The sequence below is a fragment of the Burkholderia sp. HI2500 genome, from assembly GCF_002223055.1.
GTDB lineage: Bacteria > Pseudomonadota > Gammaproteobacteria > Burkholderiales > Burkholderiaceae > Burkholderia.
Genome location: NZ_NKFL01000003.1, coordinates 62,167 through 75,824 on the forward strand (window position 1 = coordinate 62,167; position 13,658 = coordinate 75,824).

The following is a 13,658-nucleotide window of genomic DNA, read 5'->3' on the forward strand; positions in this document are numbered from 1 at the left end:
ACCAAGAATGGCTGCGCTGAGCTTGAAGGGCGTCAGGAAATCCTACGACTGCAAGCAGCACGTGCTGCATGGCATCGACGTGGAGATCGCCGACGGCGAATTCATCGTGCTGGTCGGCCCGTCGGGCTGCGGCAAGTCGACGTTGCTGCGGATGATCGCGGGGCTCGAGACGGTGACGGACGGCGAGATCGCGATCGGCGAGCGTGTCGTCAACGCGCTGGAGCCGAAGGATCGCGACATCGCGATGGTGTTCCAGAACTATGCGCTGTACCCGCACATGACGGTCGCGCAGAACATGGGCTACGGGCTGAAGATCCGCGGGATCGAGCGCGCGACGATCGATTCGCGGGTGGCGGCTGCCGCGAAGATCCTCGAACTCGAGCCGCTGCTCGCGCGGCGGCCGCGCGAGCTGTCGGGCGGCCAGCGGCAGCGTGTCGCGATGGGGCGCGCGATCGTGCGCGAGCCGTCGGTGTTCCTGTTCGACGAGCCGTTGTCGAACCTCGACGCGAAGCTGCGCGTGCAGATGCGGCTCGAGATCCAGCGGCTGCATGCGCGGCTCGCGACGACGAGCGTCTACGTAACGCACGACCAGATCGAGGCGATGACCCTCGCGCAGCGCGTGATCGTGATGAACCGCGGCTACGCGGAGCAGATCGGCGCGCCGGTCGACGTGTACGAGAAGCCGGCGACGGTGTTCGTCGCGGGCTTCATCGGCTCGCCGGCGATGAACCTGATGCACGGCCGGCTGTCGGACGACGGCGCGACGTTTACGGTCGCGGGCGGCGGCCCCGCGCTGCCGGTCGCGGGCGCGCCCGGCATCGGCGCGGCGATCGCCACCGGGCGCGACTGGGTGCTCGGCGTGCGTCCCGAACACATGACGCCGCAGCCGGGCGTCGCGCAGGCGACGCTGCCGGTCGACTCGTGCGAGCTGCTCGGCGCGGACAATCTCGCGCACGGCCGCTGGGGCAGTCACGACGTCGCGGTGCGCCTGCCGCACGCGGACCGTCCCGCGCGCGGCACGGCGCTGGCGGCCGCGCTGCCGGCGCACCGGCTGCATTTCTTCGATCCCGAGACCGGCAAGCGTGCCGGCTGACCCTGCTGACCTTGCCGAGAGACCGACGATGACGACCCGTACCGACTGGTGGCCTTATCCGCGCGTCGTCGCCCATCGCGGCGGCGGCACGCTCGCGCCGGAGAACACGCTCGCCGCGCTCGACGAGGGCGCGCGCCGTGGCCACCGGATGGTCGAGTTCGACGCGAAGCTGTCCGCCGACGACGTGACGTTCCTGCTGCACGACGACACGGTCGACCGCACGTCGAACGGTCACGGCGCGGCGGCGCGCATGCGTTATGACGCGCTGGCCGCGCTCGATGCGGGCACGTGGCGCGACGCGCGCTTCGCGGGCGAGCGGATGCCGACGCTCGAGGCGGCGGCGGCGCGCTGCCTCGCCCACGGGCTGGCAGCGAATGTCGAGATCAAGCCGTGCCCGGGGCGCGAGATTGAGACCGGGCAGCGCGTGGCGGCCGACGCGGCCGTGTACTGGCGTGATGCCGCGGTTCCGCCGCTCCTGTCGTCGTTCTCGTTCGATGCGCTGCAACAGGCACGCGCGACGGCGCCTGCGCTGCCGCGCGGAATGCTCTACGAGTCCGTGCCGGACGACTGGCATGCGCAGGTCGTCGGCGCGCTCGGCTGCGTTTCGTTGCATGCAGACCACACACAGCTCGACGAACCGCTCGTGCGCGCGATCAAGGCGGCCGGGCTGCGCATCCTGGTTTACACGGTGAATGACCTCGAGCGGGCACGCGAACTCGCACGCTGGGGCGTCGACGCAGTCTGCACGGACCGGATCGACCTGATCGGCCCGGCAGCGCTGGACGACATCGCCATCCCCTGACGGGCGCGACAACGGCCGGCGAAACCGGTGTCAGGAACGTGCCTGATGCGAAAAAACGACGCCCCGACGGGATTCCCGCCGGGGCGTTTCGCATCGTGGAGACGTTACGTCACGAAAAATCCGCTACAAATTGCAGCAGGATTAACCATTCCCCAAATATTCGACTACGCTTAGAAGCGGTAGCCGAGGTTCAGGTACGTGACGATCGGGTTCAGCGAGATCTTCGCTTTCGACGTTTCGGTCAGGGTGCCGACCGGCGTCCGGCGGGCCGTCGTGAAGGTCGCGGTCACGCTGACAGGGATGTACGAGAGCGACAGCCCCGCGAACCAGTGCTTCGTGAAGTTGTACGTGAAGCCGGCGTTGAAGACGGGCGCCCACTGGTTGCTGGTCGTCGCGCTGGTCGGGCCGCCGAGCACGCCGTTCTCGAACGAGCCGTTGGTGATCTTCGCGCCGGTGAACCAGACATACGTCGCGCCGACACCGACATACGGACGGAACTTCGCATTGGCGTCGTTGAAGTGGTAGCGCAGCAAGACGGCGGGGCTCCACTGGTACGCGCGGCCGAGTACGCCGAATCTATCGAACTGACCCTTGCCGGTAATGTCGAACTTCGGCGGTATCCCCATCACGAGCTCGGTGGAGATATGGTCGGTGACGAAGTAGCCCGCCGCGAGCCCCAGCGTGTCGGCGTCGTTGATGCCCGCGCCGGTGTTGGGAATGGATTGGTTGATGGGCGTGCCGCCTACGCGGTAGACGAACAGCGGGTCGCTGCTGTCCTGCGGCGCAAGGTGCAGCCAGCCGGTGCTGACGTAGAAATCACCTGCGGATTGTGCGTGTGCCGTACCGCCCGCGAATGCGAGCGCTGCGGCCCCCGTAATGGCCAGTTTTCGTTTCATTGTGTCTCCTCCGATCAAAGGCGTGCTCATTATGACGACTGCGTTTAAAACCAAACAAGCTCGTAAGTTAGAGTTTTCTCCCTAGGTTTCGTACGACCGTACGCTTTCGCGCCCAGCGGGGACAGGCATTCTACGCAGGTGCGCATTTTCGGACCCCCGGGTATTTCCTAACGCGTTCAAACGGACATTCAGCATGGCACGGTTAGCACGACTCTACGTTCCCGACCAGCCGCAGCACGTGATACTGCGCGGCCTGGATCAGCAACCCGCGTTCGTCGACGACCAGGACTACGAACTCTTCATCGATTGCCTGAAGGCCGCCGCGCGCGATCATCACCTGTCGGTGCACGCCTACGTGCTGCTGCCCCGCCAGGTGCAACTGCTCGTGACGCCGAGCGACGAAGCGAGCCTGCCGAAAGCGATGCAGGCCGTCGGTCGCCGCTACGTCGCGCATTTCAACCGGCGCTATTCGCGGCGCGGCACCCTGTGGGAAGGCCGCTATCGCGCGACCGTGATCGAAGGCGAGCGCTATTTCCTGCTCGCGAGCCGCGTGGTCGAGATGAGCCCGGTGCGCGCGCAGCTCGTCGCGACGCCCGAGGCCTATCGCTGGTCGAGCTACCGGCACCACGTCGGGCTCACCGTCGACAGCCTGATCACCGACCATCCGCTCTACTGGGCGCTCGGCAATACGCCGTTCGACCGCCAGCGCGCGTACAAGGAGCTGTGCGAGCAGCCGCTCGACGAGCGCCAGGCCGACCAGCTGCAGCAGGCGACGTTGAAGGGCTGGGTGCTCGGCGGCGAGAATTATCGCGAGTGGGCGGCGCGTACCGCGAACCGGCGCGTGTCGCCGCTGCCGCGCGGACGCCCCAGAAAGGTGCGTGAAAACACGCCGCCGATCCAGCAGTAACGCAGGAATGGCGGTTCAGGAGGCGGCGCTGCGGGCGCCGCTTCTTTTTGCACCAAAACGATACGGCCCCAATAAAACGGCACCAGATCGAGGCATCCATTTTATTGGGGCTCGATCAAGCGGTTTTTGTTGCTATTCCTTTGATTCGTCGCGTATATTCCGAATTCCGGTGGCCCGGGCGAAGCATGCCCATCCACGGTCGGCCGCGCCGTCTCCCGTCGGGAGCGGGATCGACGGCAACAAGAAAATGGTTCAACGGCCTCCAGGCCCCCTTTACGACGGTGTCCCCATGAACGACCACCAGCAGCCGCTCGCCGCGGTGCCCGCCGCACAAGGTCTGTATGACCCGCAAAACGAACACGACGCCTGTGGCGTCGGCTTCGTCGCTCACATCAAGGGCAAGAAGAGCCACGAGATCATTCAGCAGGGCCTGAAGATCCTCGAGAACCTCGATCATCGTGGCGCGGTCGGCGCTGATCCGCTGATGGGCGACGGCGCGGGCATCCTGATCCAGATTCCGGACGCGTTCTATCGCGAGGAAATGGCGAAGCAGGGCGTGAATCTGCCGCCGGCGGGTGAATATGGGGTCGGCATGATCTTCCTGCCGAAGGAAAACGCATCGCGTCTCGCGTGCGAGCAGGAGCTCGAGCGAACGGTGAAGGCGGAAGGCCAGGTCGTGCTCGGCTGGCGCGACGTGCCGGTCGACCATGCGATGCCGATTTCGCCGACGGTCAAGGCGAGCGAGCCGCTGATCCGCCAGATCTTCATCGGCCGCGGCAAGGACATCATGGTGACGGACGCGCTTGAGCGGAAGCTGTACGTGATCCGCAAGACGGCGAGCCACCGCATCCAGGCGCTGAAGCTCAAGCACGGCAAGGAATACTTCGTGCCGTCGATGTCGGCGCGCACGATCGTCTACAAGGGGCTGCTGCTCGCGGGCCAGGTCGGCGTGTACTACCGCGACCTGCAGGACGCGCGTGTCGTGTCGGCGCTCGCGCTCGTGCACCAGCGCTTCTCGACCAACACGTTCCCGGCGTGGGAGCTCGCTCACCCGTACCGGATGATCGCGCACAACGGCGAGATCAACACCGTGAAGGGCAACGTGAACTGGCTGAACGCGCGTACCGGCGCGATCGCATCGCACGTGCTCGCCGACGATCTGCCGAAGCTGTGGCCGCTGATCTACCCGGGCCAGTCGGATACCGCGTCGTTCGACAACTGTCTCGAGCTGCTGGTGATGGCCGGCTACCCGCTCGTGCACGCGGTGATGATGATGATCCCGGAAGCGTGGGAACAGCACACGCTGATGGACGAGAACCGCCGCGCGTTCTACGAATACCACGCCGCGATGATGGAGCCGTGGGACGGCCCGGCCGCGATCGCGTTCACCGACGGCCGCCAGATCGGCGCGACGCTCGACCGTAACGGCCTGCGTCCGGCGCGCTACATCGTCACCGACGACGACCTCGTCATCATGGCGTCGGAAGCCGGCACGCTGCCGATCCCCGAATCGAAGATCGTCAAGAAGTGGCGCCTGCAGCCGGGCAAGATGTTCCTGATCGACATGGAACACGGCCGCATCATCGACGACAAGGAACTGAAGGACAACCTCGCGAACGCGAAGCCGTACAAGAGCTGGATCGACGCCGTGCGCATCAAGCTCGACGAGATCGAGCCGAAGGCCGAGGAAGTCGCGGCCGGCCGCACGCAGGGCGCCGCGCTGCTCGACCGCCAGCAGGCTTTCGGCTATACGCAGGAGGACCTGAAGTTCCTGATGGCGCCGATGGCGCAGCAGGGTGAGGAAGCCGTCGGTTCGATGGGCAACGACTCGCCGCTCGCGGTGATGTCGAACAAGAACAAGACGCTCTATCACTACTTCAAGCAGCTGTTCGCGCAGGTCACGAACCCGCCGATCGACCCGATCCGCGAGAACATGGTCATGTCGCTCGTGTCGTTCATCGGCCCGAAGCCGAACCTGCTCGACACCAACAACATCAACCCGCCGATGCGTCTCGAAGTGTCGCAGCCGGTGCTCGACTTCAAGGACATCGCGAAGATCCGCGCGATCGACCAGTACACGGGCGGCAAGTTCAGCGCGTACGAACTGAACATCTGCTACCCGGTCGCGTGGGGCAAGGAAGGCATCGAGGCGCGCCTCGCGTCGCTGTGCGCGGAAGCCGTCGACGCGGTGAAGTCGGGCTACAACATGCTGATCGTGTCGGACCGCAAGACGGACGCCGAGCATGTCGCGATTCCGGCGCTGCTCGCCACGTCGGCGATCCACTCGCACCTCGTCCAGCAGGGGCTGCGCACGAGCACGGGCCTCGTCGTCGAGACGGGCTCCGCACGTGAGACGCACCATTTCGCGCTGCTCGCGGGCTATGGCGCGGAAGCCGTGCACCCGTACCTCGCGATGGAAACGCTCGCGAAGATGGCCGAAGGGCTGCCGGGCGACCTGTCGCCGGAGAAGGCCGTCTACAACTTCACGAAGGCAGTCGGCAAGGGCCTGCAGAAGGTGATGTCGAAGATGGGCATCTCGACGTACATGTCGTACACGGGCGCGCAGATCTTCGAAGCGCTCGGCCTGTCGAGCGACCTCGTCGAGAAGTACTTCAAGGGCACGGCGTCGAAGGTCGGCGGTATCGGCCTGTTCGAAGTCGCGGAAGAGGCGATCCGCCTGCATCGCGACGCGTTCGGCGACAGCCCGGTCCTGCGCGACATGCTCGACGCGGGCGGCGAGTACGCGTACCGCGTGCGTGGCGAAGACCACATGTGGACGCCGGATTCGATCGCGAAGCTGCAGCACGCGACGCGCAGCAACTCGTACCAGACGTACAAGGAATACGCGCACCTGATCAACGACCAAACCAAGCGTCACATGACGTTCCGCGGCCTGTTCGAGTTCAAGGTCGAGCCGACCAAGGCGATCCCGATCGACGATGTCGAACCGGCGAAGGACATCGTCAAGCGCTTCGCGACGGGCGCGATGTCGCTCGGTTCGATCAGCACCGAAGCGCACGCAACGCTTGCGATCGCGATGAACCGGATCGGCGGCAAGTCGAACACCGGCGAAGGCGGTGAGGACGAGAAGCGTTACCGCAACGAACTGCGCGGCATTCCGATCAAGTCGGGCGAGACGCTGAAGTCGGTGATCGGCGATGAAATCGTCAGCGACATTCCGCTGAAGGACGGCGATTCGCTGCGCTCGAAGATCAAGCAGGTCGCGTCGGGCCGCTTCGGCGTCACCGCCGAGTACCTCGCGTCGGCCGACCAGATCCAGATCAAGATGGCGCAGGGCGCGAAGCCGGGCGAAGGCGGCCAGCTGCCGGGCCACAAGGTGTCTGAATACATCGGCAAGCTGCGTTACTCGGTGCCGGGTGTCGGCCTGATCTCGCCGCCGCCGCACCACGACATCTACTCGATCGAGGATCTGGCGCAGCTGATCCACGACCTGAAGAACGTGAACCCGAGCGCGAGCATCTCCGTGAAGCTCGTGTCGGAAGTGGGCGTCGGCACGGTCGCGGCCGGTGTCGCGAAGGCGAAGGCCGATCACGTCGTGATCGCCGGCCATGACGGCGGCACGGGTGCGTCGCCGCTGTCGTCGGTCAAGCATGCGGGCACGCCGTGGGAACTCGGCCTGGCCGAAACGCAGCAGACGCTGGTGCTGAACCGCCTGCGCGGCCGCATCCGCGTGCAGGCCGACGGCCAGATGAAGACGGGCCGCGACGTCGTGATCGGCGCGCTGCTCGGCGCGGACGAATTCGGCTTCGCGACGGCGCCGCTCGTCGTCGAAGGCTGCATCATGATGCGCAAGTGCCACCTGAACACGTGCCCGGTCGGCGTCGCGACGCAGGATCCGGTGCTGCGTGCGAAGTTCAAGGGCCAGCCCGAGCACGTCGTGAACTACTTCTTCTTCGTCGCCGAGGAAGTGCGCGAGATCATGGCGCAGCTCGGCGTCGCGAAGTTCGACGACCTGATCGGCCGCGCCGACCTGCTCGACACCCGCAAGGGCATCGAGCACTGGAAGGCGAAGGGCCTCGACTTCTCGCGCGTGTTCTACCAGCCGGAAGAATGCGAGGACGTCGCGCCGCGTCACGTCGACGTGCAGGATCACGGCCTCGAGCGTGCGCTCGACCACGTGCTGATCGAGAAGGCGAAGGCCGCGATCGAGAACGGCGAGCATGTGTCGTTCATCCAGCCGGTGCGCAACGTGAACCGGACGGTCGGCGCGATGCTGTCGGGTGTGATCGCGAAGAAGCACGGCCACGACGGCCTGGCCGACGATGCGGTGCACATCCAGCTGAAGGGCACGGCCGGCCAGAGCTTCGGCGCGTTCCTCGCGAAGGGCGTGACGCTCGACCTCGTCGGCGACGGCAACGACTACGTCGGCAAGGGCCTGTCGGGCGGCCGGATCATCATCCGCCCGACCAACGACTTCCGCGGCAAGTCCGAGGAAAACATCATCTGCGGCAACACGGTGATGTACGGCGCGATCGAAGGCGAATCGTTCTTCCGCGGCGTGGCGGGCGAGCGCTTCTGCGTGCGCAACTCGGGTGCGACGGCAGTCGTCGAAGGCACGGGCGACCACGGTTGCGAATACATGACGGGCGGCACGGTCGTCGTGCTCGGCGAGACCGGGCGCAACTTCGCGGCCGGCATGTCGGGCGGTCTCGCGTACATCTACGATCCGGAAGGCACGTTCGCGGCGAAGTGCAACAAGTCGATGGTCGCGCTCGAGCCGGTGCTGCAGCAGGCCGAGCAGGAGCGCACGGTCGACCGCGCGCTCTGGCACGAAGGCACGACGGACGAAGCGCTGCTCAAGGGGCTCGTCGAGCGTCATTTCCAGTTCACGGGTTCGCCGCGCGCGAAGTCGCTGCTGGAAAACTGGGACGCGGCGCGCCGCCAGTTCGTGAAGGTGTTCCCGCACGAATACAAGCGCGCGCTGGGCGAGATCGGTGCGAAGAAGGCGGCGAAGGAAGAACTGGCCGCCTGAGCGACGAACGACATAGCGAATGCCGCGCGCGCATGACTGCCGCGCGCGGCTCCCCCACCCGATACACCGAACAGAAGAGCACCTTATGGGCAAGGCAACCGGTTTTCTGGAGTTCGAACGCCGCCACGAGGCGTACGAAGCACCGCTCACGCGCGTGAAGCACTACAAGGAATTCGTCGCGGCACTGACCGACGCGGACGCGAAGGTCCAGGGCGCGCGCTGCATGGATTGCGGCATCCCGTTCTGCAACAACGGCTGCCCGGTCAACAACATCATTCCGGACTTCAACGATCTCGTTTACCGCCAGGACTGGCAGCAGGCGATCGAAGTCCTGCACTCGACCAACAACTTCCCGGAATTCACGGGCCGCATCTGCCCGGCGCCGTGCGAAGCCGCATGCACGCTCGGGATCAACGACGATCCGGTCGGCATCAAGTCGATCGAGCACGCGATCATCGACAAGGCCTGGGCGGAAGGCTGGGTGAAGCCGCTGCCGGCCGAGCACAAGACGGGCAAGAAGGTCGCGGTCGTCGGTTCGGGCCCCGCGGGCCTCGCCGCCGCGCAGCAGCTCGCGCGCGCGGGCCACGACGTGACGGTGTTCGAGAAGAACGACCGCGTCGGCGGCCTGCTGCGCTACGGGATTCCCGACTTCAAGCTCGAGAAGTGGCTGATCGACCGCCGCATGCGCCAGATGGAAGCGGAAGGCGTGACGTTCCGCACCAGCGTGTTCATCGGCAAGGATCCGCTGCCCGAGTCGATCGGCAGCCTCGCGAAGGAAACCATCTCGCCGGAAACCCTGAAGGAAGAGTTCGACGCGGTCGTGATCGCGGGCGGGTCGGAAACGCCGCGCGACCTGCCGGTGCCGGGCCGCGAACTCGCGGGTGTGCATTACGCGATGGACTTCCTGCCGCAGCAGAACCGCGTGAACGCGGGCGACAAGCTCGTCGACCAGCTGCTCGCGAAGGGCAAGCACGTGATCGTGATCGGTGGTGGCGACACGGGTTCGGACTGCGTCGGCACGTCGAACCGTCACGGCGCGAAGCAGGTCACGCAGTTCGAGCTGCTGCCGCAGCCGCCGGAAGAGGAAAACAAGCCGCTCGTATGGCCGTACTGGCCGATCAAGCTGCGCACATCGTCGTCGCACGAGGAAGGTTGCGAGCGCGACTGGGCCGTCGCGACGAAGCGTCTCGAAGGCAAGAACGGCAAGGTCGAGAAGCTGATCGCGGTGCGCGTCGAGTGGAAGGACGGCAAGATGCAGGAAGTGCCGGGTTCCGAGTTCGAAATGAAGGCCGACCTCGTGCTGCTCGCGATGGGCTTCACGCAGCCGGCAGCCCCCGTGCTCGAGGCATTCGGCGTCGCGAAGGATGCGCGCGGCAACGCGCGTGCGGCAACCGAAGGTGATCGTTCGTACTACACGTCGGTCGACAAGGTGTTCGCGGCGGGCGACATGCGCCGCGGCCAGTCGCTCGTGGTGTGGGCGATCCGCGAAGGCCGCCAGTGCGCACGCTCGGTCGATGCGTACCTGATGGGGCATTCGAACCTGCCGCGATAAGCTGAATCTCGCGAGCGGGTTTTGACGAAAGGCGGGCGTCCGGAAGGGCGCCCGCTTTTTTATGCGTGCGCCGGATGGCCGTTGCCGCTTAACATGCGCGAATCAGGGTTCAGGCGTTGGCCGGGCGACGGTCGAAGCCTGTTTCAGCCACGAACGTATCGCGCAGTCCATGTCTCGAGAAACCGCCCCGGAAATCACCCGACCGTGCTTGACGGACGACGGCCAGCGCGTCCAGCTGGACGAGGTCGTCGCGCTGCTGCTTTCGTTCGGCCGCGGTCTTCACGTCGAGGATCACGCATTCGTCGGACGGCAGCGGCCGATCGAAATCGAGCAACACATTGCCGACGCGATCCACGCCCGGGTGGCGCTCGAGGGCTTCGCCCAGTTCACCCCGAGCGACGACGTGCGGGGCACCCTTCCGCTCGCGGCGATGCGCGACATGGTGACGAGCCTCGTGCAGGCCGGCATTCCGCCGGTGTTCGCGTTCGTGTGCGACGAATTCTGGCTCACGTACTGGCGGTTGCACCGGATCGTCCAGGCGGCGCTGGGTGCCGACACCTACCTGTTGATGCCGGATTTCTGGGTATGGCACCTCCGCGCGAACGCGGGGCAGGCCGGCTGGAGCATGCATCGCGATGCGGGGGCGAGATCGCTGCTGCCGGACGGGCGCGCCGGCGCGCTGTCGCTGTGGATCCCGCTGACGCCCGTCGATTCGTCCACCGGTTGCGTGATGCTGCTGCCGAAGCATCGCGATCCCGACTATGGAACGGATCGCGTGTCGCAGGCCGAATTCGACGTGCGGGACATCCGCACGCTTCCCGGGCTCGCCGGCGACCTGATGATGTGGAGCCAGGCCGTGCTGCACTGGGGCAGCCGCGGCAGCCCGCTGTCGGACCTGCCGCGGATCAGCATGTCGATGGGCGTGCAGGTCGACAGCCTGGGCCCGCTGAATCCGCCGCTGCTGAAATCCGACGTGTTGCCGGATGCCGGATTGCGGCTCGAACTGATCGCCAAGTAGATCCTGCAGTACGAGCGATTCGCGTCGATCGAACCTGCCTGGGCGCATTTTGCGCGCGTCTTGCTCGCCAGCGGATTGTCCGGGCTGGTCTTTGATGTTCCGGCCGAATGGCGGCCTCGCTGACGCAACGAAGCGTGCCCGCGTCGTTCGGACAGGAGACCGCGAATAACCCGCTGATATCTTTCATTTTGTAATGTTCATTGCGAACTGTCATATCATGTCGCCCCTCGGGCCGCATTCGCGGTGGCTGCATGTGACTGACCCTATTTACAAGGACTCTGGATGGAAGCACTCGTGCAAGGGCTGATCGACGCCGTCAACGGCGTGTTGTGGAACTACGTGCTGATCGCGCTGCTGCTCGGCGTGGGCCTGTGGTTCACGCTGCGGTTCCGGATGATCCAGCTGAAGGCGCTGTTGCTCAGCGTGAAGCTGGTCGGCAGCAAGGGCGAGCCGGGCAGCATCTCGTCGTTCCAGGCGTTCGCGACCGGGCTCGCGAGCCGCGTCGGCACCGGCAACATCGCCGGCGTCGCGGTCGCGCTGACCGTCGGCGGGCCGGGCGCGATCTTCTGGATGTGGATGACGGCGCTGGTCGGGATGTCGTCCGCGTTCGTCGAGGCGACGCTCGCGCAGATCTTCAAGGTGTCGCATCCGGACGGCAGCTATCGCGGCGGCCCCGCGTACTACATCCAGACGGGCCTGCGCTCGCGCGGCTTCGGCGTGCTGTTCTCGCTGTCGCTGATCCTTGCGTTCGGCTTCGTGTTCAATGCGGTGCAGGCCAACGCGATCGCCGATGCGTTCGACACGTCGTTCGGCTGGAGCCGCGCGACGGTCGGTCTCGGGCTCGTGCTGCTGACCGCGCCGATCATCTTCGGCGGGATTCGCCGGATCGCGGCGGTTGCGCAGGTGATCGTGCCGCTGATGGCGATCGGCTACCTCGCGCTGGCGGTCTATGCGGTCGCGACGCATATTGCGCTGGTGCCGGGCGTGATCGCGCTGATCGTGAAGAGCGCGTTCGGTCTCGAACAGGCGGCGGGTGGCCTGACGGGCTATGCGGTCAGCCAGGCGGTCGCGATGGGCGTGAAGCGCGGGCTGTTCTCGAACGAGGCCGGCATGGGCAGCGCGCCGAATGCGGCGGCAACGGCCAGCACGCGGCATCCGGTCGTGCAGGGGCTGATCCAGATGCTCGGCGTGTTCGTCGACACGATCGTGATCTGCAGCGCGACCGCCTTCGTGATCCTGCTGTCGGGCCAGTACGAACTCGGCACCGGCATGGAAGGCGCGGCGCTCACGCAGCGCTCGATCGCGAGCCACGTCGGCGACTGGGGCGGCATCTACATGGCGTTCGCGATCTTCTTCTTCGCGTACTCGTCGGTGATCGGCAACTACGCGTATGCGGAAGGCAACGTCGAGTTCATCACGAAGCGGCGCGGCGTGCTGCCGCTGTTCCGCGTCGCGGTGCTCGCGATGGTGATGTTCGGCAGCGTCGGGCAACTGCCGCTCGTGTGGGCGATGGCCGATACGAGCATGGGGCTGATGGCGATCATCAACCTGATCGCGATCCTCGCGCTCGGCAAGTACGCGCACGCGGCCTGGCGCGACTATCGCCGCCAGCGCGCGGCAGGCGTGGCCGATCCGGTGTTCACGCGCAACACGATTCCGGAGCTCGCGAACGTGCTGCCGACCGACGTGTGGGGCGAGCATGGCCCGCTGCCGCAACGTCCGGCCGCGGCTGATCCGGCGCGCGCGCCGCGCGCGGTGGCGAGCGAGTCATGAACGGCGACCGGCTGCGCGTGTTCGTCGCGCTGATGCCCGATGCGGCATCGCGCGACGCGCTGCACGCGTTGCCGGTTACCCGGGGCGCGCGGCGTCCGCTGCCCGCGCAACTGCATGTGACGCTCGCGTTCGTCGGCGCGATCGAACGGGCGTGTTGCGACGCGCTGGCCGCGTGCCTGCCGGCGCTCGCGGCCGCGCACGCACTGCCGTTGATGCCGGTCGAACGGATCGCGTGGTGGCCGAGCCTGCCGCGCGCGCGGCTGATCGTCGCCGAGCTGGCGGCCGAACCGGCGTGCGCGGCGTTGAATGTCGCGCTGTCGGCGAAGCTGCGCGAACTCGGCGTGCCGGCTGACCGGCGGCCGTTCCGCCCGCACGTGACGCTCGCGCGGCTGCCGCACGATGCGGTCGGGCAGCCGGCGCACGGCGGTGCGGTGAAGCGGCCGGTCGCGCTGCGGTTCGACGCGCTCACGCTGTTCGAAAGCCGGCTGTCGCACGAAGGCGTGTCGCATCGGCCGATCGTGTCGGCGCCGATTGCGCGGGCGGACGGTGAGGCGGGCGGCCAGGCGGCGCAGTGAGCGGCTTGTGAGCCGCGTTGTGATTGCCGGCCGCCATGTGTATCGCGTC

Annotated in this window: 10 protein-coding genes; 8 read left to right on the forward strand and 2 right to left on the reverse strand. The window is 66.5% G+C overall.

Translation table 11 applies throughout. The features are described 5' to 3' along the window. The first annotated feature begins 7 nt into the window (after positions 1 to 7). Positions 8 to 1,093: a sn-glycerol-3-phosphate import ATP-binding protein UgpC gene (locus CFB45_RS01820; RefSeq protein WP_089424318.1), complete on the forward strand. Its 1,086-nt coding sequence runs from the start codon at positions 8 to 10 to the stop codon at positions 1,091 to 1,093. A 28-nt stretch (positions 1,094 to 1,121) separates the two neighbouring features. Further along, a complete protein-coding gene (ugpQ, locus tag CFB45_RS01825; protein WP_089424319.1) occupies positions 1,122 to 1,895 on the forward strand; it encodes a glycerophosphodiester phosphodiesterase in 774 nt (257 codons plus the stop codon). Positions 1,896 to 2,065: 170 nt separating this feature from the next. On the opposite strand, the gene CFB45_RS01830 is transcribed toward ugpQ, so the two are convergent. Further along, positions 2,066 to 2,791 (reverse strand): OmpW/AlkL family protein, encoded by a 726-nt coding sequence (locus CFB45_RS01830; RefSeq protein WP_089424320.1) that lies wholly within the window; start codon positions 2,789 to 2,791, stop codon positions 2,066 to 2,068. A gap of 193 nt (positions 2,792 to 2,984) precedes the next feature. On the opposite strand from CFB45_RS01830, the gene CFB45_RS01835 reads away from it, so the two are divergent. From CFB45_RS01835 to CFB45_RS01850, 3 genes are all read left to right on the forward strand, one after another. Further along, positions 2,985 to 3,698, forward strand: a complete 714-nt coding sequence (locus CFB45_RS01835) for a transposase (protein ID WP_006477151.1) — start codon at positions 2,985 to 2,987, stop codon at positions 3,696 to 3,698. A gap of 289 nt (positions 3,699 to 3,987) precedes the next feature. After that, positions 3,988 to 8,691 carry a glutamate synthase-related protein gene (locus CFB45_RS01845; RefSeq protein WP_089424321.1) on the forward strand — a complete coding sequence of 1,568 codons (4,704 nt, stop codon included), beginning with the start codon at positions 3,988 to 3,990 and terminating at the stop codon, positions 8,689 to 8,691. Positions 8,692 to 8,776: 85 nt separating this feature from the next. Then, the gene (locus CFB45_RS01850) at positions 8,777 to 10,243 is read left to right on the forward strand and encodes a glutamate synthase subunit beta (protein ID WP_089424322.1); all 1,467 of its coding nucleotides are present in this window, start codon (positions 8,777 to 8,779) and stop codon (positions 10,241 to 10,243) included. Between the two features lie 109 nt (positions 10,244 to 10,352). Here the strand turns inward: CFB45_RS01850 and CFB45_RS38900 are convergent, their stop codons facing one another. After that, complete coding sequence (locus tag CFB45_RS38900; RefSeq protein WP_179255032.1) at positions 10,353 to 10,598, reverse strand: hypothetical protein; 246 nt, start codon at positions 10,596 to 10,598, stop codon at positions 10,353 to 10,355. 48 nt (positions 10,599 to 10,646) lie between these two features. Here CFB45_RS38900 and CFB45_RS38905 point away from each other — a divergent pair, with 48 nt between their 5' ends. The 3 genes from CFB45_RS38905 to thpR all read left to right on the forward strand — a co-directional run bounded on the left by CFB45_RS38905 (position 10,647) and on the right by thpR (position 13,609). Then, positions 10,647 to 11,261, forward strand: coding sequence for a phytanoyl-CoA dioxygenase family protein (locus tag CFB45_RS38905; protein ID WP_179255033.1), 615 nt, complete (start codon positions 10,647 to 10,649; stop codon positions 11,259 to 11,261). A gap of 282 nt (positions 11,262 to 11,543) precedes the next feature. Then, on the forward strand, positions 11,544 to 13,034 hold the full coding sequence (locus CFB45_RS01860; protein ID WP_089424324.1) for an alanine/glycine:cation symporter family protein: 1,491 nt from the start codon (positions 11,544 to 11,546) through the stop codon (positions 13,032 to 13,034). Next, complete coding sequence (gene thpR, locus CFB45_RS01865; RefSeq protein ID WP_089424325.1) at positions 13,031 to 13,609, forward strand: RNA 2',3'-cyclic phosphodiesterase; 579 nt, start codon at positions 13,031 to 13,033, stop codon at positions 13,607 to 13,609. The genes CFB45_RS01860 and thpR overlap by 4 nt, the downstream gene beginning before the upstream one ends. The last annotated feature ends 49 nt before the right edge of the window (positions 13,610 to 13,658 follow it).

What these genes read in the sequence shown, in the direction of transcription:
- ugpQ (WP_089424319.1), top strand. Translation starts at nt 1,122, where the DNA reads ATGACGACCCGTACCGACTGGTGGCCTTATCCGCGCGTCGTCGCCCAT.
- CFB45_RS01835 (WP_006477151.1), top strand. Translation starts at nt 2,985, where the DNA reads ATGGCACGGTTAGCACGACTCTACGTTCCCGACCAGCCGCAGCACGTG.
- CFB45_RS01830 (WP_089424320.1), bottom strand. Translation starts at nt 2,791, where the DNA reads ATGAAACGAAAACTGGCCATTACGGGGGCCGCAGCGCTCGCATTCGCG.
- CFB45_RS01860 (WP_089424324.1), top strand. Translation starts at nt 11,544, where the DNA reads ATGGAAGCACTCGTGCAAGGGCTGATCGACGCCGTCAACGGCGTGTTG.
- CFB45_RS01845 (WP_089424321.1), top strand. Translation starts at nt 3,988, where the DNA reads ATGAACGACCACCAGCAGCCGCTCGCCGCGGTGCCCGCCGCACAAGGT.
- thpR (WP_089424325.1), top strand. Translation starts at nt 13,031, where the DNA reads ATGAACGGCGACCGGCTGCGCGTGTTCGTCGCGCTGATGCCCGATGCG.
- CFB45_RS01850 (WP_089424322.1), top strand. Translation starts at nt 8,777, where the DNA reads ATGGGCAAGGCAACCGGTTTTCTGGAGTTCGAACGCCGCCACGAGGCG.
- CFB45_RS01820 (WP_089424318.1), top strand. Translation starts at nt 8, where the DNA reads ATGGCTGCGCTGAGCTTGAAGGGCGTCAGGAAATCCTACGACTGCAAG.